Annotated in this window: 20 protein-coding genes; 9 read left to right on the top strand and 11 right to left on the bottom strand. The window is 69.9% G+C overall.

Annotated features, from left to right (window positions below; genetic code table 11):
- Positions 1-4: 4 nt before the first annotated feature.
- Positions 5-3,565, top strand: coding sequence for a tetratricopeptide repeat protein (locus ACH492_RS15735; protein WP_398986763.1), 3,561 nt, complete (start codon positions 5-7; stop codon positions 3,563-3,565).
- 314 nt (positions 3,566-3,879) lie between these two features.
- Positions 3,880-4,995 carry an ADP-ribosylglycohydrolase family protein gene (locus tag ACH492_RS15730; protein ID WP_398986761.1) on the top strand — a complete coding sequence of 372 codons (1,116 nt, stop codon included), beginning with the start codon at positions 3,880-3,882 and terminating at the stop codon, positions 4,993-4,995.
- A gap of 68 nt (positions 4,996-5,063) precedes the next feature.
- On the opposite strand, the gene ACH492_RS15725 is transcribed toward ACH492_RS15730, so the two are convergent.
- Positions 5,064-6,647 carry a sodium:solute symporter family protein gene (locus tag ACH492_RS15725; RefSeq protein ID WP_398986759.1) on the bottom strand — a complete coding sequence of 528 codons (1,584 nt, stop codon included), beginning with the start codon at positions 6,645-6,647 and terminating at the stop codon, positions 5,064-5,066.
- Positions 6,648-6,969: 322 nt separating this feature from the next.
- Entirely contained in the window at positions 6,970-7,752 is a 783-nt protein-coding gene (locus tag ACH492_RS15720) for an SDR family oxidoreductase (RefSeq protein WP_398986757.1), read from the bottom strand.
- 96 nt (positions 7,753-7,848) lie between these two features.
- Between ACH492_RS15720 and ACH492_RS15715 the strand changes: the two genes are divergently transcribed.
- Positions 7,849-8,706, top strand: coding sequence for a hypothetical protein (locus ACH492_RS15715; RefSeq protein WP_398987342.1), 858 nt, complete (start codon positions 7,849-7,851; stop codon positions 8,704-8,706).
- 164 nt (positions 8,707-8,870) lie between these two features.
- On the opposite strand, the gene ACH492_RS15710 is transcribed toward ACH492_RS15715, so the two are convergent.
- From ACH492_RS15710 to ACH492_RS15700, 3 genes are all read right to left on the bottom strand, one after another.
- Complete coding sequence (locus ACH492_RS15710) at positions 8,871-9,080, bottom strand: DUF397 domain-containing protein (protein ID WP_398986755.1); 210 nt, start codon at positions 9,078-9,080, stop codon at positions 8,871-8,873.
- Between the two features lie 194 nt (positions 9,081-9,274).
- On the bottom strand, positions 9,275-10,132 hold the full coding sequence (locus ACH492_RS15705; protein WP_398986753.1) for a helix-turn-helix domain-containing protein: 858 nt from the start codon (positions 10,130-10,132) through the stop codon (positions 9,275-9,277).
- Between the two features lie 242 nt (positions 10,133-10,374).
- The gene (locus tag ACH492_RS15700) at positions 10,375-11,106 is read right to left on the bottom strand and encodes a GPP34 family phosphoprotein (RefSeq protein ID WP_398986751.1); all 732 of its coding nucleotides are present in this window, start codon (positions 11,104-11,106) and stop codon (positions 10,375-10,377) included.
- Between the two features lie 253 nt (positions 11,107-11,359).
- Between ACH492_RS15700 and ACH492_RS15695 the strand changes: the two genes are divergently transcribed.
- The 3 genes from ACH492_RS15695 (at position 11,360) to ACH492_RS15685 (ending at position 17,138) form a co-directional block, all read left to right on the top strand.
- Complete coding sequence (locus ACH492_RS15695; protein ID WP_398986749.1) at positions 11,360-14,038, top strand: serine hydrolase; 2,679 nt, start codon at positions 11,360-11,362, stop codon at positions 14,036-14,038.
- Between the two features lie 200 nt (positions 14,039-14,238).
- Complete coding sequence (locus ACH492_RS15690; protein ID WP_398986747.1) at positions 14,239-16,056, top strand: MFS transporter; 1,818 nt, start codon at positions 14,239-14,241, stop codon at positions 16,054-16,056.
- Between the two features lie 326 nt (positions 16,057-16,382).
- Positions 16,383-17,138 (top strand): adhesin, encoded by a 756-nt coding sequence (locus ACH492_RS15685; protein ID WP_398986746.1) that lies wholly within the window; start codon positions 16,383-16,385, stop codon positions 17,136-17,138.
- Positions 17,139-17,180: 42 nt separating this feature from the next.
- Here ACH492_RS15685 and ACH492_RS15680 read toward each other — a convergent pair whose 3' ends face one another.
- Positions 17,181-17,639, bottom strand: a complete 459-nt coding sequence (locus ACH492_RS15680) for a hypothetical protein (RefSeq protein ID WP_398986744.1) — start codon at positions 17,637-17,639, stop codon at positions 17,181-17,183.
- Positions 17,640-18,152: 513 nt separating this feature from the next.
- Here ACH492_RS15680 and ACH492_RS15675 point away from each other — a divergent pair.
- Entirely contained in the window at positions 18,153-19,475 is a 1,323-nt protein-coding gene (locus tag ACH492_RS15675) for a hypothetical protein (RefSeq protein WP_398986742.1), read from the top strand.
- A gap of 70 nt (positions 19,476-19,545) precedes the next feature.
- On the opposite strand, the gene ACH492_RS15670 is transcribed toward ACH492_RS15675, so the two are convergent.
- From ACH492_RS15670 to ACH492_RS15660, 3 genes are all read right to left on the bottom strand, one after another.
- Entirely contained in the window at positions 19,546-20,175 is a 630-nt protein-coding gene (locus ACH492_RS15670) for a hypothetical protein (RefSeq protein ID WP_398986740.1), read from the bottom strand.
- Entirely contained in the window at positions 20,175-20,315 is a 141-nt protein-coding gene (locus ACH492_RS15665) for a hypothetical protein (RefSeq protein ID WP_398986738.1), read from the bottom strand. The genes ACH492_RS15670 and ACH492_RS15665 overlap by 1 nt, the downstream gene beginning before the upstream one ends.
- Positions 20,316-20,388: 73 nt before the next feature.
- On the bottom strand, positions 20,389-20,640 hold the full coding sequence (locus ACH492_RS15660; RefSeq protein ID WP_398986736.1) for a hypothetical protein: 252 nt from the start codon (positions 20,638-20,640) through the stop codon (positions 20,389-20,391).
- A gap of 57 nt (positions 20,641-20,697) precedes the next feature.
- Between ACH492_RS15660 and ACH492_RS15655 the strand changes: the two genes are divergently transcribed.
- Complete coding sequence (locus ACH492_RS15655) at positions 20,698-21,285, top strand: TetR/AcrR family transcriptional regulator (protein WP_398986734.1); 588 nt, start codon at positions 20,698-20,700, stop codon at positions 21,283-21,285.
- Complete coding sequence (locus ACH492_RS15650; RefSeq protein WP_398986732.1) at positions 21,282-21,662, top strand: hypothetical protein; 381 nt, start codon at positions 21,282-21,284, stop codon at positions 21,660-21,662. Before ACH492_RS15655 ends, ACH492_RS15650 begins: the two co-directional genes overlap by 4 nt.
- A gap of 83 nt (positions 21,663-21,745) precedes the next feature.
- Here ACH492_RS15650 and ACH492_RS15645 read toward each other — a convergent pair whose 3' ends face one another.
- Both ACH492_RS15645 and ACH492_RS15640 read right to left on the bottom strand, forming a co-directional pair.
- Positions 21,746-23,167 (bottom strand): MFS transporter, encoded by a 1,422-nt coding sequence (locus ACH492_RS15645; RefSeq protein ID WP_398986730.1) that lies wholly within the window; start codon positions 23,165-23,167, stop codon positions 21,746-21,748.
- Between the two features lie 33 nt (positions 23,168-23,200).
- Positions 23,201-25,084, bottom strand: coding sequence for a glycoside hydrolase family 15 protein (locus tag ACH492_RS15640; RefSeq protein ID WP_398986729.1), 1,884 nt, complete (start codon positions 25,082-25,084; stop codon positions 23,201-23,203).
- Positions 25,085-25,330: the final 246 nt, after the last annotated feature.

Here is a 25,330-nt window from a genome sequence, read left to right as displayed (position 1 = left end):
CCCCATGAGTGCCGGTGCCGCGAGACTGTCGATGCAGGAACTGATCAACATCCGCAGGCGCGCGGGATTCGTGGGACGGCGCGATGAACTCGCCGCCTTCCGTGAGAACTTCGACGTGCCCCCCGAGGACCCGCGGCACCGCTTCATCTTCCATATCCACGGCAACGCGGGTGTCGGCAAGACCTCCCTCGTGCGCGAACTGGTGCAGACCGCGCGCCGGCGCCAGGCGCTCACCGCCGTCCTCGACGAGTCCGTGAACAGCGTGCCGGAGGCGATGGAGGCGATCAGCGCCCAGTTCGCCGAGCAGGGGCAGGCGCTCAAGGCCCTTGACCGGCAGCTGGCGACCTACCGCCAGCGCCGGTACGAGGCGGAGATCCTGACCAACGCGGCGGCGGACGGACAGCCGCAGCCGCAGCAGCCCTCCGCGGGCAGCATGGCCGCGGCCCAGGCCTCTCTGATCGGACTTGGCATGGTGCCGGGCGTCGGCGCGCTCGCCGGAGCCGTGGACCCGGCGCAGGTCGCCCGCGGTGCCGATCACGTAAGGGCCGTCCTCACCACCCGTTTCGGCAAGCAGGAGGACGTACAGCTGGTCCTCAACCCCGTCCGGGCCCTCACTCCGGTCCTGGTCGCCGAGCTGAACCGGGTCGGGGCGAGCGTCCCCTGGATCACGCTCTTCTTCGACACGTACGAACGCACCGGGCCCTTCCTCGACACCTGGCTGCGCGATCTGATCACCACCGGGCAGTACGGCTCGCTGCCCGCCCATGTCGTCGTCACCCTCTCCGGGCAGCGGCCGCTCGACCCCAACTGCTGGGCCGACTACGTCGACTTCGTCACCGACCTCCCGCTCGCACCCTTCACCGAGCCGGAGGCCCGCCAGCTCCTCGCCGCCAAGGGCGTGGTGGACGAGGAGGTGGTACGGGACGTGCTCAGGCTCTCCGGCCGGCTGCCCGTACTCGTCTCCACCCTCGCCGAGAACCCGGGCGCGGTGGACGACCCCAGCGCCACCGCCGTCGAGCGCTTCCTGAAGTGGGAGCAGGACCCGGTCCGCCGCGCCGCCGCCCTCGACGGGGCACTGCCGCGCCGGCTGAACGAGGACGTCTTCCGGGCGGCCGTCGAAGGGGACGACGCGGCCGGGCTGTTCGGGTGGCTGCGTGGGCTGCCGTTCGTCAGCGACCGGGGCGGCCGGGCCCAGTACCACGATGTCGTACGGCAGCCGATGCTGCGGCTGCGGCGCAACACCTCGCCGGAGCGCTGGCGGGCCGGGCACACGCGGCTGGCGGAGGCGTTCGCCCGCTGGCGGGCGGAGGCCGGCGACGGCCTGGGCGCGAACGAGCTGTGGGGGCAGGACGCCTGGCGTGAGTTACGTCTTGAGGAGAAATACCACCTTCTGTGCGCGCGGCCGCGGACGGCGCTGCCCGCGGTGCTGCGGGACGGGATCGACGCCTGCGACGCGGGCACGGTGGCGGCCAGGCGCTGGGCGCGGGCCGTCGCGGACGCGGGCGCCGACGGCGACAGCGGGCTGCTGCGCGCGCTGGGCACGGACTGCCTGGCGGCCCTGGAGGACGAACAGCGCCGGGGCGCCGGGGTGCTGGACCTGATCCTCGCCCGGCCGGAGCCGGACGACGAGACGCGCGTGGCGGCGCTGGTGGTCCGCGGCCGGGACCACCGCAATGCCGGTCAGTACGAACAGGCACTGCTCGACTACCGGCAGGCGATCAGCCGGGACGAGAGCTGCCAACGGGCGTACTACGGGCTGGGGGAGACGTACCGCCTGACGGGACGGTACGAGGAATCCCTCGCCGAGTTCGAGCGGGCCCTCGAACTCGACCCCGTCGACACCTGGTCGCTCTCCGGCCGGGCCCAGACCAAGCACCTGCTGGGACGCAGCGAAGAGGCGCTGGCGGATCTGAGCCGGGTGCTGGATGCCAGGCCCGGCCATGTCTGGTCGCTGGTGCGCAGGTCCCAGATCCGGCGCGCACTCGGTGACAGTGACGGCGCCCTGGCGGATGTCGGCCGGGCCCGGGAGCTCGACCCGGGCAATCCGTGGATCGTTGGCGAACACGGGGAGGTCCTGCGGCACGAAGGGCGGTACGAGGAGGCGATCGCCGAGTTCGACCGGGCGTTCGCGCTCGACCCGGCGTACACGTGGGCACTGGGCAGCAGGGCCATGGCGAAGCACGCGCTGGGACGCGGCGAGGAGGCGCTGGCGGACCTGGACGAAGCACTGGAACTGAAGCCGGACTATCTGTGGGCACTGCTGCGGCGGGCCGAGATCCATCGCGAACGGGGTGATTCGGTGAGGGAGTTCGCCGATCTCGACCGGATCGTGGAGGTGGCGGACTCGAAGGCTTGGGCGCTGGCGCAGCGGGGGTACGCGCACCGGGAAGCCGGGCGGCAGGAGGACGCGCTCGCCGACTACGACCGGGCGCTCGCGCACGATCCGGAGTACGCCTACGGGTATTTCGCCCGCGGCCGGGTGTACGGACAGCTGCACCGGTACGAGGAGGCACGGGCGGACCTGGACCGCGCCGTGGCGCTGGACCCCCAAGCGCCCTTGGCGCTGTTGGAACGGGCCTGGCTGCGGCGGGCGCTCGGGGACTCCGACGGCGAACTCGCCGACCTCGACGAAGCGGTGGCCCTCGACCCGGACAACGCGGTCCAACTCACCCTGCGGGGCGAGGCCCACCGCCGGGCCGGGCGACACGAGCAGGCGATCGCGGACTACGACCGGGCGGACGGGATCCGCCCCGACGACGGCTGGACCATCGGCAGCCGCGGCCAGGCGCTGCGCAGCCTCGGCCGGCTCGACGAGGCGCTGGCGGCCTTGGCGCGCGCGGCGGAGCTCCAGCCGGACAAGGCATGGATCGCCGCCGAGTGGGGTGCGGTCCTCCAGGACCTGGAACGGTACGAGGAGGCGCTGGCCGAGCTGGACCGGGCGATCGCGCTCGACCCGAATTACCTCTGGGCGCACGCACGCCGGGCGTCGGTGCGCATGGTGACCGGCCGTCTGCTGCCCGCGCTCGCGGACCTCGAGCGCTGGCTGGAGCTCGGCGACGACGACCCGGCGGTGCACCGCGCACGGGCGAGGGTTTATCTGTACCTCGACCGCCCGGAGGAGGCGCTGACAGCCCTGGGGGAGGCCACCGTGGACGACCGGGACGACGTGAACCACCTCGCCCTGCTCACCCGCGCCCACCGCAGGACCGGCCGCTTCGACCTGGCGAGGGAGGCGGCCGAGAGGCTGCTCGCCGTGGACGCCACCTCGCTCCAGCCGGCGCTCACTGTGAGTCGTACGGAGGGGCTGGCGGAGGCTGCTGAGCTGTGGCGTGCCGCCGATCCTGAGCTGCTGGTCGTCGCCTGTGCGCAGGGGGACTGGCCCCGCGCCGACACTCTGCTCGCCGGCCTCCTCGCCGAGACGCCCATCTGGACCGCAGTGGCGGACGCGGCGGACGACCTGACCGAGCTGCTCGCATGCCCGGGCGCGGACCCGACAGAACTGGAGCCGCGGCTGCGCCGCCTGACCAGGGTCCGGGGTGCGATTTCCGGCCTGTCCGGCGTTTGAGGGCAATCGGGCGCGGGGTGGTCCTGGGTCATTCTTTGTGCCGGGGTGTGTGCCGCCTGACCGCGGCCCGGGGCGCGAATTCCGGCCTGTCCGGCAGAGGGTGAACGGGTGCCGGGTGGTCCCGGGTCACCCTTCGTGCCAGGGCGCGCGCCGCCTGACCAGGGCCCGGGGCGCGAATTCCAGCCCGTCCGGCGATTGAGGACAAACCGGCCACCGGGCGGCCCCGGTCACCCCTCGCGCCCCCGAACCCCCCATTCCCGTTCGATTACAGTGCTGCGCCAGGCATACGTTCGACGTCCAGGGAGGGACGCGCGGTGAGCGCAACAGCCACAGCCGTCTGGGGCCGTGCCGAGCAGCAGGACTTCCGCGCCCGGGTGCGCGGCGCCCTGCTCGGCGGTGCCATCGGCGACGCGCTCGGCGCCGGGGTCGCCGCCCTCACCGTGGAGGAGATCCGCGCCGCCCACGGCCCGGACGGCCTCGGCGACCTCGTGCCCGCCCACGGCCGCCGCGGGGCCGTCACCGCCGCCACCCAGCTGACCCTGTTCACCGTCGACGGGCTGATCCGCGCGCAGGTCCGCCGGGACACCGGCGCCTGGCACCCGCCCACCGATGTGCACCGCGCCTATCTGAGATGGGCCGCCACCCAGCGCGACTGGGGCCCCGACGAGCGCCGCAAGGACAATGGCTGGCTCGCCCGCGAGGAATGGCTCTACACCCGCCGCGACCCCGCCAAGGTCTGCCTCATCGGGCTCGGCGACGAGACCATGGGCACCCTCGAAGCACCCAAGAACCCCGCCGCGCGCGACGCGGGCGCGCTGGTGCGCTCCGCGCCGTTCGGGCTGCTCGTCGGCTGGGAGCCGCAGCTGGTGTGCCAGCTGGCCGTGGAGTGCGCGGCGCAGACGCACGGCCACCCCACCGCGTATCTCTCGGCCGGCGCGCTCGCCGTCATCGTGCACGGTCTGGCCCGCGGCGAGACCCTCGACGGCTCGGTGCAGCGCGCCCTCGCCCAGCTGGCCGCGCGCCCCGGCCACCAGCCCGTCACGGACGCCCTCAAGCACGCGCTCGGCGCCGTACGCCAGGGCATTCCGAGCCCCGCCAGGATCGCCTCGCTCGGCGAGGGCCACAACGCCGAGGACGCCCTTGCCATCGCTGTCTACTCCGCTCTCGTCGGCGAGGACATCCGGCACGGCCTGCGTCTCGCCGTCAACCACGACGGCCCCTCTCAGACCACCGGCGCCGTCACCGGCTCGCTGCTGGGCGCGCTGCACGGCGAAACGGCGCTGCCGCCCGCCTGGCTCTGCGAGCTGGAGGGCCGCCCCACGATCCTCGAGCTGGCCGACGACTTCGCGATGGAGATGACCCAGGGCCCGGCCCTGCACGGCCCGACGGTCACCGCGCCCGGCTGGCTGTCGCGCTACCCGCGCAGCTGATGTACGTACGAGGGCCCGGCCCCCCTCCTCGGGAGCCGGGCCCTCGTCCGCAGCGAAGCGCGAGAGCGTCAGCCGTCCGCGCCCTCGCGGCCGAGGACCTTCGCCTCGGCGGGCTGGGCCGGCGCCGGCACGGTCGCCGCGGCGAACGCCGGGCCCGGGCCGTCTCCGTCCGAGTTGATCCGGGCGATGAGGTCGTCGCGCTCGGGGGTGTCCTCCGGCTTGACGAGGCCGATCAGGATGTAGAGGACGAGTGAGACCGCCAGCGGGATGGAGACCTGGTACTGCAGCGGTACGCCGCCGTCGACGCTCCAGCTGATCGGGTAGTTGACCAGCCAGAAGGTGATCAGGCCGAGTCCCCAGCTGACCAGCGCCGCCGTAGGTCCGCTCTTGCGGAACCAGGGCAGCATGCCCAGCATCAGCGGAATCGCGATCGGACCCATGAGCCCCGCCACCCACTTGATGACGACCGTGATGATGTCACCGAAGAAGTCCGAGTTGACCTGGGTCGCGATGGCCATCGAGAGACCGAGGAAGAGCAGCGTGGCCCAGCGGGCGGCCAGCAGCCCCGCGCGGGTGTCCCACTCGCGGACCTTGTGGGACACGGCGGGCATGATGTCGCGGGTGACGACCGCCGCGATCGCGTTCGCGTCGGAGGAGCACATGGCCATGGTGTGGGAGAAGAAGCCCACGATGACCAGGCCCAGCAGACCGTGCGGCAACAGCTGTTCGGCCATCAGCGCGTACGAGTCGGCCGGCACCTTCGTGTCGATGATCAGCGGCGCCACCCACATCGGGAAGAACAGCACCAGCGGCCAGATGAGCCACAGCACGGCGGACAGCCGGCCGGACCGCTCCGCCGACTTCGCGGAGTCGGTGGCCATGTAGCGCTGCGCCTGGTTCCACATGCCGCCGTTGTACTCAAAGGTCTTGATGAAGAGGTACGCGATCAGGAAGACCATCATGTACGGGCCGGCCAGCGGCTCCGCGTGGCCCTTGAGCTGCGGCTCGTCCCAGACGTTCCACAGGGAGCCGAAACCGCCCAGTTCGGCCATGACCGCGACGAGCATCGCGATGCCGGCGATGAACTGGATGATGAACTGGCCGAGTTCGGTGAGGGCGTCCGCCCACAGGCCGCCGACGGTGCAGTACACGGCGGTGACCGCTCCGGTGATCAGGATGCCCGTATTGAGGGAGACACCGGTGAAGACGGAGAGCAGTGTGGCGATGGCGGCCCACTTGGCGCCGACGTCGACGATCTTCAGCAGTACGCCGGACCAGGCGAGCGCCTGCTGGGTGGGCAGGTTGTAGCGGTTCTTGAGGTATTCGAGCGGCGAGGCCACATGCAGCCGTGAGCGCACCCGGTTGAGCCGGGGCGCGAACACCCGCGAGCCGATGGCGATGCCGATCGCGATGGGGAAGGACCAGGTGACGTACGAGGTGACGCCGTAGGTGTACGCGATGGCCGCGTAGCCGGTGAACATCACCGCGCTGTAGCCGGACATGTGGTGCGAGATGCCCGACAGCCACCACGGCATCTTGCCGCCGGCGGTGAAGAAGTCGCTGACGTTGTCGACGCGCTTGTGCGACCAGAGTCCGATCGCGACCATCACACCGAAGTAACTGATGAGCACGGTCCAGTCGAGACTGTTCATGTGCCCCCTCCTTGGGTCCGCCTTGTGAACGTCAAAGCTCTTCGTCAGTACGTCCGATCAGCGGCGCCCCCGTGCGGGAGTGGGGACTTCGGGGATTGAACCGCCTGGCCGGGTGGCGGGTCAAGAGGATGTGCGGTCATAAATGTGAACGCAGATCAGAAAGCAGAACGATTTTGCTTGTTCTTGACCTTCCTGGACGTTGTCGTGAACGTGACGGCGGCCACACGATGAGCAGGCACTTCGTCAGGCTCCGCGGACAAAGAAGGACCGCACGGGATGCGGGTCCCGTGCGGCTGGGAAAGGGTGAGGACAACTGGCGTTACTACCGCATCAGTTCGCCGGCGTTGACCAGCAGCGACTGACCCGTGATCGCCCGGGCCCGGTCGGAGGCGAGGAAGGCCGCGGCCTCCGCGACATCTCCGTCCGTGGCCAGTTCGGGCAGCGCCATCCGCTCGGTGAGCCGCCCGAGCACCTCGTTCTCCGGTACGCCCTCGGTGTGCGCGGTGAACTGGACGTACGCCTGGACGGGCGGCCCCCACATCCAGCCCGGCAGCACGGTGTTCACCCGGATCCGGTCCGGGCCCAGCTCGCGCGCCAGCGAGTACATCGCCGAGGTCAGCGCGCCCTTGGATGCCGCGTACGCCGCCTGCCACACCTGTGAGGGCGCGGCCACCGCCGACTGCGTACCGATGATGACGACCGAGCCTCCCCGCACCTTCAGCGCAGGCAGGCAGGCACGCGTCATCCGCAGCGTCCCCAGCAGATTCACATCGATGACCCCCTGCCAGGTCTCGAAGTCCGCGTCCGCCAGGCCGCCGAAATAGCTGTCCCAGGCGGCGACATGGACGACCGCGTCGATCCGGCCGAACCGCTCGATCGCGAGCGCGGCCAGCGCGTCGCACTGCGCCTCGTCGGTGATGTCTGTGGCCAGGTACCCGCTGCGCGAGCCGTCGGGGTCGATCTCTCCGGCCGACTTGGCGAGATTCCCCTCGGTACGCGCGCCGAGGACCGCGTTGCCCCCGTCCCGTACGACGGTGGCCGCAATCCGATGGCCGAGTCCGGCCCCGACGCCGGAGACGATCACTGTCTTCCCCTTGAGCAGCATCCGCGGCCTCCCGGCTATGGCGGTTCTTCTGACGGAGCGTCAGAGTAGGTCCCTGCGCCGACGGAAGGAAGGGGAGCGGACATCGTGAGCGAGGACATGCGCGGCAAGGACACGCGCAAAGAGGACACCCGCAGCGAGGTGTACGCGCAGCTGGCGGGCGTCGGACCGTACGGGGTGCACCCCGGCCACGCCCTGATCACCATGGTCGAACCGCATCTCGGCCATGAGCACGCGTACAACCGCTGGTACGAGGACGACCACTACTACGCGGGCGCGATGGCGATGCCCTGGATGTACGCCGGTCGGCGCTGGGTCGCCACCAAGGAGCTCCAACTGCTGCGCTACCCCGAGAAGTCGGCGGTGGCCCAGCCCGTCACCACGGGCTGCTACATCTCCACGTACTGGATCACCGAGGGCCGCTACGGCGACCACATGAAGTGGACCGTCGGCATCAACAAGCGGCTCAACCGGGACGGGCGCGTCTACCAGGACCGTACGCATGTCTTCACGGCCTTCCAGGACCACGAGACGACCGTCTACCGGGACGGCGCGGCCGGACCGCGCGACTACCACGCGCTGGATCATCCGTACGCGGGCCTGGTGGTGGAGGTGATCGACGCCGACGGGCCCGAGCAGCGGGCCGAGCTGCTGGAGTGGCTGCGTACGAAGCATCTGCCGAAGCGGCTGGCCGGCTCCTGCGCGGCGATGGTGACGGTCTTCCGGCCGACTCCGCTGCCGGGCGACCGGATGACCTATGTGAAGCAGGTGGAGGGCGTAGACACCAGGCTGACGCTGCTGTGGTTCCTCGAGGAGGACCCGAGGGAGCATTGGGAGTCTGCCTTCGCCGGGCTCGACGCAGCGGTCGTCGAATCGGGGCTCGGGCGGGTGGAGCTGGTTGCTCCCTTCATCCCGACGGTCCCCGGCACCGACCGCTACGTCGATCAACTGCGCTGAGCCGAAGCGCGAGACGGAAGCGGGTGGGGATGGCCCTGGGGGCATGGCTGAGCCCCCTCGGCCGGGACGGCGGACCAGTCGAGAGGGCTCTGTCTAATGGTGCTGGTGGTGCTCCGTGCTGCGTCGGTTCGCGGGGTTCCCCGGCGCGCTCCTCGGTGTCGTGCTCAGCCGAGATTGAACGCGCCGTGCCCCACTTCGTTCACGAACGCGGTCCACGACTCGGGGACGAAGGTGATCGACGGGCCCGCGGGGACCTTGGAGTCCCGGACGGCAATGGCCTGTACGACGGGGGACTTGACTTCTACGCATGCGCCGTTTCCCGTGGAGTACGAGGACTTCGTCCAGGTATCCGTGGCGCCCTGAATGATTGCCATGTTCGCTCCGCTTCGGCAAGTGGTGTGATTTGCGCCAACGTTCTCGCTGGCGTGATCGACGCTACTCGCCGCGATGGGTGCGCGAGGCAGGCGTTCACTCGACCGGATGGCATATTCCATCCGACCCTTCCGCCCGCGGTGGCGGGGGTGTACCGTGCCGTCCCCCTCGCCGCAGAGACCTTTCAGCGGGTGTATCAGCGCGCGTAGTCCTTGGCGATGTCCGCGATGAACTGCCTCGTGTGATCGACGTTCAGGGCTTGGGCGCGCAGATGCTCGTACATGACGCTGTACTTCTGCACATCGTTGGCCTTCTCCAGATACAGGTCGCTCGTCACGCCCTCGATGTAGACGACGCTCGAGTCGGAGGTGTCCGGGAACTCCAGGATCGCGTACTGGCCGTTGATGCCCGGGTGGGCGCCCATCTCGAAGGGCAGCACCTGCACGGTGACATGCGGCAGCTGGGACAGCTCCACCAGATGCTCCAACTGCTCGCGCATCAGCTGCTTGTCGCCGACGAGACGGCGCAGCGCGGCCTCGTCGATCACCACCCACAGCCGCAGCGGGTGCTCGGCGTCGTTGAGCCGCTCCTGGCGGCGCACGCGGACGCTGACCCGTTTCTCGACGTCGGTGGTGCCGCTCTCGGGCAGTGCGCCGGCGATCAGCGCCTCGGCGTACTGCCGGGTCTGCAACAGACCGGGGACGACCTGCGGTTCGTACACCCGCAGGCTGGCCGCGTCGGTCTCCAGGCCGATGTAGACGCTGTACGGAATGTCTCCGAAGGCGTGCCACCAGCCCTGCTGGCGGGAGTCCTTGGCCATCTGCATCAACGAGTCGACTATCCGGTGGTCCTCGACCTCGTACACCCCGCACAGGTCGCGGACGTCGCGCTGACTGATCGAGCGGCGGCCGTTCTCGAGACGGCTGATCTTCGACTGGGAGACGAGAAGGCGCTCCGCCACCTCTTCGGCCGTCATGCCCTTGAGTTCGCGGAGCCGCCGCAGCTCCTGGCCCAATCGGCGTCGCCTGACGGTGGGGTTGACGTTGGACGCCACGGAAACTGCACCTCCGGCTGCGTAGCTGAGCGTATCTATTGCTCAGCAGATTGCCACCAATGGTCGTGGCTGCGCTGCCAAATGGCTACACAGGACGCATACGCGAACGCGCGGGGCAGCGCAGTGGCTGCCCCGCGCGTCCTGTGCGGCTCCCGAACCGGGCCATGGGGACGTCGGTGCGGCGGTCTTGTGCGGTTGTTCCTGAAACGCGTGGTGCGGTTGGTGCTGTTCGTGCTGCTGCGTCAGTGCGCGGCGACGCGGGCCATGCCTCCGCGGCGTGGTTGCATCGACACGGCCGCCGTCGGCTGTCGGCTGCCTGCCGGTGCGGCGGGATTACGGCGGGGCTGAGCGGCCGCACCGTTCTGAACGTCCATCACGGCGTGCGCCACGAGTCCGCCCATGGGGTCGTGCCTGATGAGATCCCGCAGACGGGACCTCGAGGAACGCCCTTCGTTCCCGGGGTAGAGGTGCTTGCCGAGTCCGACCGCGTGGGCCAGCGCGGCGAGCGCCGCGGTCCGCGGGTCCGGCGGTACGCCGGTGCGGATCGCACTGTCCAGCCGGGCCCTGATGTCCCGGCTGATTGCCGTGTCCGTCGCCTGGTAGCGAGTCGTCGGCAGAACTCCGCACATCTGGCCCGCCACGGCATGCACCATGCCGCACCGCTCCAGATGCGAGAGGTAAATCTGGCGCAACCCCAGTCGGGGCCCGCCAATCCAGTGGACAGCCCGAACCGGGCTGCCGCGTCTGCGCAGCAGTTCCAGCGCGGAGTCCAAAGTCGGATCTCCGGTCGGCCGTGGCATCACCACGGCGATACGATCCCCGTCTGGGGCTATCCGTCCTGCCAGAGCCAGCTCTACTAGCTGAGCTCCGGCCAGGCCGAGGTCGAGCGACTGCGGCTGCGCTGTGGTACCCGTGGTCGGGTCCAGAGCGAGCAGCAGTAGCTCCTCCGGAAGTGTTCTGCGGCTCCTGCCCATCCATGCCTCCCCGCGTGGATGAATGACAGGGTGACCCCTCTCACATTGGTCTGTCGAGAGCGCCTGGGTGGTTTCTATGGGAACCGGCAGGTATGTCGTTCTCGTCTATGCGCTGGGGGCGTGCTCTCACACAGGACACTGGTAGATGGTTCGGACAACACGGGCTGTCGCGATGACGGCGCCCGTGCGACGTGCTTATTGCGCAACACGCACAACGCGAGACGCAAGACGTATGACCCATGAAGCAAGACGTATGACTCATGAAGGAGGCACGGTGGCGGGCGAGTCCCCCGACAAGTCGGAGCAGCGGAAGTCGTCGGGGGAGACGACTCCGGGTGAACGCGACCCGCGTCTCGCCGTGTTCCGTCAGGCATCGCCGGGGGCGACGGCCCCCGCGGTGGACCAGCCGACGGCTGTGTTCAAGTTGCCACCGTCCGAGCGGAGCGGCGGACCGGGCGCGGACCAGGAGGCCGGGCCGGACTCGCGGTCCGTCGCGGAGCCGGGCACGGAGTCGGGCTCGGTGGAGAACGACACGAGGTTGCGCGCGGCGGTGGCGGCGTGGGTGGCGAGCGCGGACGAGGACGGGGACGCGTCCGGCGACGTGGATGCGGATGCGGAGGCGTCCGTCGACGCGGGATCGGACGATCCTGACGCGCGTGAGGACGCGCCTGCGGGCGCCGAAGAGGCGGACGCGGGCGAGGAGGCGGAGTCGCAGGCCGAGGCCGCGGACGGGGGCGCTCCGGTCGCGGTGGACGCTTCCGGCGACGACGGCGCGGATGCGGATGCGTCTGACGCCGTGCAACAGGACGGCGACGGGCGTGAGGGCGCGCCTGCGGGCGCCGGCGACGCGGACGAGGACGTTCCGGCCGTCGAGGATGCGTCCGGCGACGACGGTGGGACTGAGGATGCGTCTGAGGCCGTCGGGCGGGACGCGCCTGCGGGCGCCGACGACGCGCACGCCGACGACGCGCACGCGGGCGAGCAGGCGAAGTCGCAGGCCGAGGCCGCGGACCGGGACGCTCCGGTCGCATCGGACGCCTCCGGCGATGCCCGCGAGACCGGTGCTGACACCGAGGACGCCCCCGGCGACGGTGCGGCCGATTCGGCGGAGGCCGGCGAATCGGCGGACGACGCAGCGCCGTCCGCCAAGGACAAAGCAGGCGCTTCCGAGGAGACGGACGGCAACGCCGGTGCCGATGCCGAGGAAGGCCCCGGCGACAGGCCCCCCACGCCGAGCGCCGACGCGCCGAGCGCCGACGCGCCGAAGGGCAAGGCCTCCGGTTCGCCGGAATCCGCCGCCGCGGAGGGCGAGGCCGCCAAGCAGGGCGCGTCCCCCGACGCCGAGGCCAAGGCCGCGCCCACCGCACCCGGATCTGCGGAAGCAAAGCCGTCCAAGCCTGCTGTCGATCAGCCCACCGCCGTCTTCAAGGCGCTCCGGCGGCCCGCCGTCGACCAGCCCACCACCGCGCTCAAAGTGCCCCCGGCGCCCCGGCCCGAGGCGCCCGCAGAGCGGACCAGCACCTTCGTGCCGCTGCGGGCCGAAGCCGTACGCACCCCCGCCCCCGCCCCCGCCAGGCCGGAGGAATCCGCGCCTCCCGTCTCGCTCACCGAGGCCGAGCGGACCAAGCAGCAGCCCATGCCGCCGCTGCCGCCGCTCGACCTTCTCGCCGAGCTGACGAACACCCCGCCGCCACCCCAGACTCCCGTCCGCACCGTCGTGCGGCGGATCAAGATCTGGACGCCGCTTGTCGTGCTGCTGCTGATCATCTTTGCGATCGCGCAGGCTTTCCGTCCGCTCCCCGCCCCCGAGCTCGCCCTCTCGACCGAGCCCACCTTCACCTTCAAGGGCGGGCGGTTCGCCCTGCCCTGGCCCGACGAGGGCCAGGGCGCCGTCGAGGTCGAGGGCGTCGGCAGCCTCGGGACGTATGGCGCCCAGAAGCCCGCCCCGATCGCCAGCATCGCCAAGACGATGACGGCGTACGTGATCCTCAAGGACCACCCGATCAAGGGCGCCGAAGTCGGCCCGAAGATCACGGTCGACCAGCAGGCCGAGGACGAGTCGAAGCTCGGCGACGAGTCGACCGCGCAGATTTCGAAGGGGCAGCAGTTCACCGAGCGGCAGATGCTGCAACTGCTGATGATCCCGTCCGGCAACAACGCCGCACGCCTCCTCGCCCGCTGGGACGCCAAGTCCGAAGCCGAGTTCGTCAAGAAGATGAACGACGCCGCCAAGGAACTCGGCATGACCAACAGCACCTACACGGACCCCAGCGGACTGAAGGCCACCACCGTCTCCACCCCGCAGGACCAGCTCAAGCTGGCCAAGGCGGTCATGCAGAACGACGTGTTCCGGGAGATCGTCAACACGACCTTCACCACGATCCCCGGCATCGACGGGAATATCAGGAACAACAACGACAGGGCCCTGCTGAAGGAGGGCGTGGGCGGCATCAAGACCGGTTCGTCCACCCCGGCCGGCGGCAACCTGCTCTGGTCCGCCAACGCCCTGGTCGACGGCAAGATGCGCCGCATCGTCGGCATCACGATGGGCGTCCAGAAGGCCGCCATCCTCAACGACAAGCTGGAGCTGGCGATCACCCACAGCATCAAGGTGATCGAGGCCGCCCAGGACGGCGTGACCTCCGCGACCGTCATCAAGAAGGGCGAAGTCGTCGGATACGTCGACGACGGCCTCGGCGGCCGGACCCCCGTCGTCGCCACCAAGGAGCTCAAGGCGGTCGGCTGGGCCGGTCTGAAGGTCGAGATCGAGCTCGCCGACGGAGGCAGGACGGTCCCTCACTCGGCCAAGGCGGGCACCGTCGTCGGCCAGGTGTCCGTCGGCACCGGCACCGGCAGGGTCAGCGCACCGGTCGCGCTCCAGCAGGACCTGGCGGAACCTGGATTGGGCGACAAGCTCACCCGCATCGGCTAGCAGCCGGCCGTCGGCGCGGGCGTCCCGGGGTCCCGGGACGCCCGCGTGCTAGCGTCCCGGGGCAACTTCGGGCGCCGGGACAGCGTCCTTGAGCATGGAACGTCAGTACGGAACGCGCGGAACGTCGTCAGCACGAAGCACGTCGGAGGTTGGCAGGCCGGGGGACAACGGCACAGCCGGGGAGGACGGGGAGAGCCGCAGTGACCACCGCTGAGCCGACACAGGCGGACGGCAGAAGCAGCCCCGACGCAGGGCCGCGAATACGTATCCCCCTGCCCGGCAAGGTGGACCCCAGCTCCCTCGAAGACCTCCGCGACCGGCTGAGCCGCCACCCCGTACTCATCGCGACCGCACTCGCCGCGTTCACGCACCTGATCTGGTTCTTCTTCCTCGCGAACACCGGCGGCGACATCGCGGCCCAGGACGCCTGGGCCGAGTTCGTCGGCCGCCACCCCGACTCCGCGTACAACCTCGCCTGGTACGGCGGGATGCATCCCGTCTCGTACAGCGTCGTCTCGCCGTATCTGATGTCCCTGCTCGGCGTCCGCTCGACGATGATGATCGCCGGTACGGTCTCCGCCGCCCTGACCGCGCTGATAGTGGTCCGCGTCCGCGCCGTCCGCAATCCCGTGGCCTGCTCGCTGGCCGGGGTCTTCGCCTTCCTCTGCAACGCGCTCTCCGGCCGGGTGACCTTCGGCCTCGGCATGATGTTCGCGCTCGGCGCGGTGGCCGCGGTCTTCTGCTGGCCACACCGCTGGAGAATGAATCGCTGGGCCAAAGCGGCGGTGGCGGCCCCGCTCGCCGGCCTCGCCACCGCGTCGAGCCCGGTCGCCGGACTGTTCCTCGGCGTCGTCGCGGCGGCGCTGTTCCTGAACCGCCGCCGCCCGGGCGCGTACGCCCTCGGTATCGCCCCGGTCGTGGTCGTGGCGCTCTCCGCCTGGCTGTTCCCCTTCTCCGGTACGCAGCCGATGTCGTTCTGGTCGACCTCGTTGCCGTTCCTCTACGGGGTCTTCGTCCTCGTTCTCGTACCGAAGGACTGGCGCACGGTCCGCGCCGCCGCCGCGGTCTACACCCTCGGCACGCTGCTGACCTGGGCGATCGATTCCCAGATCGGTTCGAACGTGTCCCGGCTCCCGATGCTCTTCGCGGGCGTGGTGCTGCTGGCGGCGCTGCCGTACACCGTGCCCCGCTCCCGCAAGTGGTACGCGCTCGTCCTCGCCTTCCTCGGGCTGAACTTCTGGATCGGCTACAAGGCCGTGGACGACATGGTGCGTACGGCCCCGGCCGCGTCCTGGAACCGTGAGCTCGCACCGCTGGTCAACCGGCTCCAGCAGGTTCGCGCCGAGCGCGGCCGGGTCGAGGTGGTTCCCGCGAGCAGCCACCGTGAGGCGTCGGCTCTGGCTCCGTACGTCAATCTGGCCCGCGGCTGGAACCGGCAGGCGGACATGAAGCGCAATCCTCTCTTCTACGACGAGGACAAGACGCTGACCTCGGCCGGCTACCGGGCCTGGCTGGACCGGTGGGCGGTCCACTATGTGGTGCTGCCGAAGGGCTCGCCCGATTCCAGCGGGGCGAAGCAGGAGGCGGAGCTGGTGCGTGAGGGGCAGCCGTATCTGACGCGGATCTGGAGCGACGCGAACTGGCAGCTGTTCGCGGTGAAGGACCCGATGCCGCTGGCCGACCTGCCGGCCACGGTGGACCACGCGGGTGCGGGCGAGCTCACGATCCAGGTGAAGACGGCGGGCCGGGTGCTGATCCGGGTCCCGTACTCGCCGTGGCTGAGCATCGTCGACGAGCAGGGCCAGAAGGTGAAGGGGCCGGAGGAGACGGAGGAGTCGAAGGCGCGCGAGGAGGGGCCGAAGACCTTCGACAACCGGAACGGCTGCCTGCTGAAGGCGGAGGAGGACACGGAAGGCGACGAGTGGACCGAACTGCTCGCGCCCGCCCCCGGTGTCTACCGGCTGGCGGCGCCCTACCAACTGCCGCGCGGGACGCCCTGTCCCGACGAACTCCGCTGACCCTCGTACGGCCGCTGTCCCATTACCGGCGTTAACACCTATCTCCGCCTGGCGCGCTGATGCATAGTGGACTGCCTTGACATACCGCTTGGTTGGTCTAGTGGTTCAGGTGTGGCATGGCGTGCGAACGATGCGGTGGCAACGGCAGAGGCGCGCTGCCAGGTCTGAGGTGTCTGGAGTGTGGTGTGGGCAGTGTGGGCGGTAGCGGTAGTCAGGGCGGTAGGGACAGTCGGGGCGCGGGCGGGTCGTGGGTTGCACGGGAGACGCTGGCGGGACGCGTCTCTCTCCTCTCCCGTACCGGAAAGATCCTGCTGACCGGGGGAGCTGTGCTGACCGCGCTCGCACTGGTCGTCTCGGCGATCACGCTGTACGGGGGCGACTCGGCTCCGGCTGAGGCGGCCGACGATTCCGACTTCGTCCCCGGCGACCTCGGGGGCGCCCCGGAGCGCATCGAACCCACGGCATTGCCCGGCACCTCCCCGCCTCCTTCCGCATCCCGCTCACCCTTGCCGACCCCGACCCGGATCGGCCCGGGCAAGCCGAAGCCTCCGCAGAATGCCAACGGCCCGTCGTACTCCGCCTGGGCCGGCCCCGGCTGCACCGGCGGCGGCCGCTACCGCGAGCGGGGCCGCTACAGCGACGGCGACGACGGCTGGTACACAGCGCAACAGGGCGGCCACAAGGGCGACGGCTGCGACGGTTCCTTCACCGCGATCCCCATGTCGGGCAGCACGACCAAGGACAGCGGTGGCACGGCGACCTGGTCCTGGTACGTGGGCAGCGGCTACACGACCTGCTCGGTGTCCGTCGTCATCCCCGAAAGCGACCGGGACCGCGATGTGGCGGGCAAGCCGACGACGTACCACGTGCTGGCCGATCCCGACGACGGGGACAGCGCGATCAAGTCCTTCGAGATCGACCAGACATCGCTGCGCGGCAGAGGCCTGATCGTCGAGAAGATCCCGGTCCGCAACCAGCAGCTGGCGGTGCAGCTGGTGGACCGAGGCGAGGACTGGGGCAGCGATGAACGCGACGGGGCGCACCACGCGGCGGCCCAGATGAGGGCGGACTGCCGCGCGTGAGGGGTGAGTCGGCTTGGCTCGGTGCCGGGCTCTGCGCCCGGCTCAGCGGCCGCCGAAGCGGCGCCGCCACCAGGCGGCGGCGCGCCTCGGTTCGCCAAGTGCGCTGGACGGCCGGTGCCGGTACACCACGGAACCGTGCGGCAGCTGTTCGGCTGCGATGACACGCAGGGCTCCGGGGGACAGCCCTTCGACATCGACCGAGACGTCCGACAGGTCGGAGCGTGCGGAGAGCGGGGAGAGGTCCAGCGTCACCGGCCTGCGGCCCGAGTGCGGGAACCGGATGCGCAGGTCGAGTTCACACAGCGCGGGGAGCATACGCCGGAGATGATCCGTCGTGCAGAAGTCCTCGGTGGCGTAGAGCGTCACCTCAGCCCTGGTCACACCGGGCAGGGCGACCACCTCGCAGACATCCTGGCGCCAGAGGTCTTCGACGGCGAAGGTCACGTTCCTCAGCGACGGGAGCCGGCTGAGCGTGGCCGGCTCCTCGGCCGGTAACGGCATGCAGGACAGGGTGAGTGAGGCGAGATGCCGCAAGCGGGCGGTGGTATCGAGGCCCTGGACGCTCAAGTTGCCGAAGAGCCCGAGACTTTGGAGGCCTTCGGGAAGGGGGAGGTCCGCCGCCAGCTGAGGTGGCGTACCGTCCCGCCCCGGTGCCATTGGAACGTCGCATCGCGCAGTGTCTCCACATCCCGCAGCGGGAACAGGTCGGAGCCGCTGGGCGGCGTCACTGGTTACATGGTGGGAACCTGCGTGAGGACGCCCTGGCGACCGCCCTGACGACGGCCCTGATGTCGGCCTGACCCGGTGGTCGAACCGGACGCCGCGGTCGGTCCGGCGCCTGAACAGGAGTCCGGCCGACCGCGGCGACGCCTGCCGAGTACTCCGAACGGCTCGGCGTGATCGGCCCTGTGACGTCGCGTAAGCGGAGAGTAGGGGACGGAGTTAGTGTGGCGCCAACCGTCGTCGTGATCGCTGGCCGCTCCCGCGCTGTTCCCGGCTAAGGGGCGGACTGCCATGGCCGAAAAGGGTATGCCCATGCGCTTCGTTTCCAGCCGCACCCGCTTCAGCATGGCCGTCGTAGCGACGTGCGGGGTATCGGCGCTGCTCGCCGTGTCCGCGACAGCCGACTCCAGTGCCGCTGCCACCGAGCCGCGTCCCCCCGGGAGCGTAACGTCAGGTGATGGCGCGGTCATCACAGTGACGACCGCCAAGGTTGGCGCGCCCGGTAATCCTTCGGTGGGCGTCGTCCCGTTCACGGACGCCGTCTACCGATCGTGCGCCGATGCCCCCGCGACCTCGAGCGACTGCCAGATGGTCGGCGGCGTCGGTTACCCCTACGAGATCGGACAGCTCGAGGTCACCGTCGAACAGTGGGTCGCGTTCCTGAACACGGTCGATCCCGAGGGACGCAATCGCCATGCTCTCTATATCGAGACCGAGAGCTCGTCCGGGTGGCCGAAGTACGGCCAGGTCGACTTCTCCGCCGACGCCGACAACGGCAGCCACTACTCGGTTGGTTATCCGGAATGGGCGGACAAGCCGTACGGCTTCGCGAACTTCCTGGACGCGGCGCGCTTCGTCAACTCTCTCTACAACGGGCGGCTGATCTCCAAGCGAATCAGCAACAACGGCCGCTTCGACTACGTCACCTACCGGGTCAGGCTGTCGGAACGGACCGAGCGCGGGATGTACGACCTCGCCCGGCCGGATGCGACCCGAGCCCATGATTCCGGCTTCGTCGTGCCGAGCCAGGACGAGTGGATCAAGGCGGCCTACTACGACCCGAGTGGCGGCGGCACCTTCTCCTACTGGAAGTACCCGACCAATCCGGGAGTCTTCGGCGACGGCGACGCGACGGCCCCCAACCCCACGGTCCTCAACCCCACCACCGGCGATGTCACCAACGCGGCGACCCAGCCACTGGCCTCGTACCACGCCACCGACCAGCCGGCACCGAGCTGGTGCCCGGGTCAGGTGCAGCCCGACACCTGCTCCACCGTCAACCCGATCGGGCTGGACCCCATCACCTACCCCGACCTCTACGAGGGCAGCCTCGGCACGGTCGGCCAGGCGAGGACCACCTCGCCGTGGGGCACCCTCGACCAGGGCGGCAACGCGGTCGAGTGGACCGACACGATCACGGCGCCCCCGTCCGGACGCGACTTCGGGCGGGTCTGGCGGCGACTGCACGGCGGGATCTCCAACGCGCCGGCCTTCCAGATGTGGCCCTCGGCGGTCGGACTGCAACCGCAGGACAACGTGTTCTACAGCCACACCTATCCGTGGCTGGGCATCCGGATCGGAGTGATCGGCGACCTGACGCACGGCAAGCCCTGAGCGAAGAGGCGTGCTGCCGATGCTGGAGCCGGGCCTGGTGCCCAACGGCGGGCGCGAAGGGCCCGACCCTTCACCGGCCGGGCCGGCCGGCCAGTGAGGATGCGGGTACACCGCAGTCGGCCAGCAGATCCCGCAAGGCCGCAGCTGGGTCAGCGGCGGAGGCGACGGCAACTGCCTCTCTGTCACTGAGACGGATGGTGGGCAGCCAGCCGTGTTCGGGTGGCAGCAGGTCAGCCAAAGTGTCGCGGAAGGCGCGCTGGCGATGACGTCCCCCCTCGCCCGGAAACAGGGGCGGCCGAGGCTTGGCGAATCCGCCGCCCGGCTCACGCCCGGCCAGTGCCTGGCAGCGGGACCGCCAAGCATCGCGATCGAACCCCACCTGCGCATCGGCCGGGTAGAGCGCCAAGGCCGTACCACGGGCCGCGGTGAAGTGCTGCCGCTCGTCGACCTCCAACACCTGACGGCTTCCGTCGTTGTACGTCAGGACGATGTCCAGGCGGCGCCGTTCGCGCGGTGGAGCGGCCTCGGGCAGTGCAGCGCCGGTGAGTGCCGTGTACACGCGTGACACCGTCTCCCACGCGCCCGCACACTCCACCCAGCCGGGACGCAACAGCCATGGAGGGCAGGTCTCTTCCTCGATCCGGGCATTCACCGCGTCGGGCAGCGGGCGGGTGACAAGCGGCTGCGGGCGCTCTGCCATTACGCGTTTCCCTTCCGCTTGTCCGCGCGAAGGCGGACACTGTCGTCTTCGTAGGCGCGGATGCGTATCTGGCGGCCGTCGGGGAACTCCAGCGGATCCGGTGAGAAGACACAGTCCGGCGACTCCGGGCTCCTGGCCATGCAGACCTCCTGGGGTCATACAGGCAGTGGTGCGAGGAACGGACAACCTATCTGGCGCAGTGTGTGCTTGGCATCAGAATGGCCGCCCTGTTGGAGCCCATCGCTCCTGTTGGATGCCAGTGCCGGCGGGGCAGAAGCGAGGCATGTCGGGGATTGCCTTCTCGGCGAGATCGATCAACGCCTGGACCTTGGACAGATCGGCTGTGACTTCCTCGGTGGTCACAGCCGGCGCTTCGGATGAGCGGTACTCGACTTCGTTGCGGCGTGCGCGCACCTGGCTGGGGCCCGGATCGGGTTCCGGGCCGCAACTGCTGACCATGTCCATCAGCCGATCCGCCACCCGGTGCGTTTATCAAACGGGTCGACCCGTAAGATAAATGCCATGAGTTCTTCTCCGCCCCCCAGGGGGCGCCCCAGGGATCCCCGTTCGCACGAGGCGATCATCAGCGCGACCGCAGCGCTGGTGGCCGAGTTGGGCTATGCCGCGACGTCGATCGGGGGCGTGGCTGCGCGGGCCGGCGTCGGCAAGGACACGATCTACCGGCGCTGGTCGGGCAAGCCGGAGCTGGTCTTCGAGGCCGTGTTCACAACTGCCGACCAAGCATCGATACCGGACACCGGGACGCTGACCGGGGATCTGACCGTACTGCTGCAGGGCCTGGTCGAGGAGTTCCACTCGCCTGCCGCTGCAGCGGCGCTCCCTGGGCTGCTCGCTGACTTCGCCGCCGACCCGGCCCTGAAGGCGCGCATCCGCGGCGACTTCCTGGCCCCGTCGAAGGAGCGGCTGCTGATCGTCTTCGAACGCGCCGTGCTGCGCGGGGAGATCGCGGCCGGTACACCCGTGGACCTGGTCCTGGACACGCTGGCAGGAGCCGTGTTCTTCCACATCGGACTGGTCGGAGAGCACCCCACCCCACAGCTGGCCGGCCGGCTGGCTACCGTCGTAGCCAAAGGAATTGAGATTCGATGAACGGCTGGCTTCTCGCAGCGGGCATCACCGCATTCGGCGTGGCCGCAGTACACATCGTCGCCGGGCACGGGGACGTAGTGCGCCCACTGCTGTCCTGCGGGCTCGCAGACGAACCCAAGCGCGTCATGCATGCCGTGTGGCACATGGTCACCGTGGACCTGGTGCTCTCCGCAGCCGGCTTGGTCTACCTTGCGCTGGCGGAAGGTACGGCAGGGGCCGACCTGGTCGCGTGGTTCGTGGCCGCGCACTTCTTCGCCTACGCAGCGGCCTTCCTGGCTGTCTCGCTGTCGGTCGACTGGCCGAATCCACTGCTCCGGCTGCCGCAGTGGATTCTGCTTCTGCCGGTCGCGCTACTGACTGCTGCGGGCGCCGCGTAGCAACACCGAGTGTGTAAGAGGCGCTGCCCCCGCCGTGAACCGGGGTTCGCCAAGTAGGCCGGTAGGGGCCAACCAACATCGAGTCACGTGCTGGGCCGTGGGGCGGTGTCGCTGGGCGAGTTGTTCTGGGCCGGCCTTCGCGGGAGGAGTATGGCGGCAGCCAGTCCGCCGAGTCCGATGACGGCCAGGGTGATCATTGCAGCGGCGTATGCGCCCGTGGTGAGGCCGGAGACGAGGATGGTGCCGGCGACGGCCGTACCGAGGGACGAGCCGAGGTTCGACACGCTGCGGGAGAGGCCGGAGATCTCGCCCTGCTGTTCCTCGGGGAAGCTGGACTGGACGATGTTCACCGACGGCGTCAGCATCACGCCGAGGCCCAGCCCGATCAGCAGGAGTCCGGGGGTGAGGGCCCAGGGGTTCGTTGAGCTGCCGGCCATCGCGACCAGGACGACGATGCCGGCGATGGTGACGACGAAGCCGGTCATGATGAGGGTCCGCTGGGGCCGCCGCCTGGCGAGGCGTTCGGCGGCGAGCGATGACACGAGCAGCCCGAGCGTGGCGGCCGTGAAGATGACACCGGTCTGGATGGCGTCGTAGCCGCGGACGACCTGGAGGTAGGCGGCGACGGTGAACGACGAGCCCATCAGCAGCAGCCACTGGACGTTCTGTGTGACGAGGCCGAGGTTGGAGGCCCGGTGGCGGAAGAGGCCGGTGGACAGCAAGGGTTCCTCTCCCGCCCGCTCCTTGGCACGGATCGTGCGGAAGAACCAGAGGAGTACGAGGGCGCCCAGGGCGAGCAGGCCGATCATGAGCCAGACGTTGTTGTCGGCTGCGAGGATGCCCATGACAACGAGGATGAGGCCGACGGCCGAGAGGACCGCTCCGGTGGTGTCGAAGGGGCGTGTTGGGTCGGGCGGCAGGGGGTCCTCGATGTGTCGGCTGAGCACGATGATCACGGCGATGACCAGGGCCTGGAACACGAAGGCCGCGCGCCAGCTCAGCACTGAGGTGATGAGTCCGCCGATCAGCGGTCCGGCGGCCGCACCGATCCCGCCCAGCGCCATGATGACGCCGAAGGCGCGGGCGCGTGAGGTCATGTCCGTGAAGAGGAGCGTCGTCAGGATGTAGACGGGCGGGATGAGCAGGGCCGTGCCGACGCCTTGGAGGATCGAGTTGCCGAGGATCAGTACGCCCAGACCGGGGGCGGCCGCGCTGAGCAGGGCGCCGATGCCGTAGACGACGAGGCCGACCAGGAGACAGCGCTTGCGGCCGTAGCGGTCGGTCAGTTTGCCGCCGGGGATCATCAGCGCGGCCATGACCAGCAGGAAGATCGTGATGGCGATCTGCACGCCCTGGACGGTGGTGTCCAGGTCCTCGCTGATGTCGTTGATCATCACGTTCATGTTGGAGCCGGCGAAGCTGCAGATGAACTGCGCGAGCGCGAGCGGGGCGAGGACCCGGCGCTGTGCTTTCGACGGCTGCTGGGGAGTTCCTGTCCCGGACACAGGTGTCGCCTCCGCAGGTCGGACCGGCGGGCGTCATGCCCCGCCCGCGCGCCAGCCGGTGTCGGCCGGGGCGCCGGTGTCGGAATCCGGCCGGATCTCCGCTCTGTCGAGTTGTTCGTCGAGTGCCATGGCTGCGGCGATCAGCGCGAGATGGGTGAACGCCTGAGGGAAGTTGCCCAGTTGCTCGCCCGAGGGGCCGATCTCCTCGGCGAAGAGGCCGACGTGGTTGGCGTACGTGAGCATCTTGTCGAAGGCGTACCGGGCCTGGTGCAGCCGCCCGGAACGGGCCAGGGCCTCCACGTAAAGGAAGCTGCACAGGTTGAAGGTGCCCTCGGAGCCGCGCAGTCCGTCGGGGGATGCCGCCGGGTCGTACCGGTAGACCAGGCTGTCGCTCACCAGCTCCCGGTCCATGGCGTCGAGGGTGCTGAGCCAGGCCGGGTCCCGCGGGGAGAGGAAGCCGACCCGTGGCATGAGCAGCAGGGAGGCGTCCAGGACGTCGGTGTCGTAGTGCTGGACGAACGCCTGGCGCTCGTCGTTCCAGCCGCGTTCGACGATCTGCTTGAAGACCGTGTTGCGGACGTCCGTCCAGTGGGCAATGTCGGCGGGGCGGGAGTGGGTGGTGGCCAGCCGGATGCCGCGGTCGAACGCGACCCAGGTCATCAGCCGGCTGTACGTGAAGTTCTTCCGGCCGCCGCGGGTCTCCCAGATTCCCTCGTCGGGCCGGTCCCAGTTGCCGGCGAGCCAGTCCAGTACGTCGCTGACCGCCTTCCAGCCGCGGATGGCTCCCATGTCGTGGCCCTGTGCCAGGGCATCGGCGGCCTCGCCGTAGATGTCGAGCTGGACCTGGTCGGCCGCGGCGTTGCCGGCCCGTACCGGCGACGAGCCCATGTACCCCGCCAGGTGGTCGAGGACCTCTTCGGTGAGGTGGGGGTCGCCGTCGACTCGGTACATGATCTGCAGCGGGTCTCCCGAGGCGGTCCCGCCGGCCTCGATGCGGTCGCGCAGCCAGTGGCGGAAGGCGTGGGCTTCCTTCTCGAAGCCCAGGTCGATCAGGGCCCGTACAGACAGGGAGGCGTCGCGGACCCAGGTGTAGCGGTAGTCCCAGTTGCGTTCGCCGCCGATCTGCTCGGGCAGTCCCATCGTGGCGGCGGCGATCGGCGCGCCGGTCGGGGCGTAGGTGAGTAGCTTGAGCGTGATCGCCGAGCGGTGCACCATGTCGCGCCAGCGGCCCCGGTACGTGGAGGAGCGCAGCCACGAGACCCAGAACGCGCGGCAGGACTCCAGTTCGTCGGCGATGTCTTCCAGAGACGGCGGGGCGGGGGCGGGCTCTCCGCTCGCCACGCTCGTCAGCACCACTGCCGCCATCTCGCTGGCTGCGAGCGTGAAGTCGGCCGTGACGTCGTCGCCGTCCGCGCGCAGCGCGACGGGCGCGGTGGCCTGGACATGCAGGTCCGTTCCCGGCCCGTGGAGGATGGCCGAGTGGTCGTCGATTTGCGTCAGGGTGTGAGAGGCGCGTCCGTAATCGAAGCGCGGGCGGCAGATAAAGGTGAACGGCAGGCTGCCCCGGACGACGCGGGCGGCCCTGACGATGCGGTGCCGGTCGGTGGGCGTTGTGCTGTCGATCGGTTCCATGAAGTCAGCGACCTCGCCGACGCCGCCCGGGGCCAGGAACCGATTGACCAGGACGGCCGTGTCCGAGAGGTAGAGCTGGCGCATCGTCACGCCGTCCTCGTCCGAGAGATCCACAGAGAACTGGCAATGGCCACCGCGTGCAGCATCCAGGATCGAGGCGAAGACGCTGGGGGAGTCGAAGCGCGGCGTGCACCACCAGTCGATCGTGCCGTCGGACGACACCAGCGCAGCGGTCTGGAGATCGCCGACCATGCCATGATCAGCGACAGACGGGTAACTGATCACGCGCCCTCCTTCGGCCGAGTCCAAAGCGCTCAGGCGACTCGGGCGCGGCCGTCACTGCCCGGAGCAGGCACGCAGCACACCCAAGTGATGTCGCCCCTTCGCTCGGCACGTCCGGGCCAGGGACCGCCGTGGGGTATGCGGTCTACCGTCGCCACCCACGTTCATAGCGTGCGCCTCTGCACAGCTCAGCGCATTCCGAAGCCGCACGTCGCGTGGATGCGCGGCACCAACCGCAGCGACGCCCAT

It is taken from the genome of Streptomyces sp. NPDC019443 (genome assembly GCF_044389785.1).
Lineage (GTDB): Bacteria > Actinomycetota > Actinomycetes > Streptomycetales > Streptomycetaceae > Streptomyces.
This window is presented reverse-complemented; position numbering and strand designations above follow the sequence as displayed.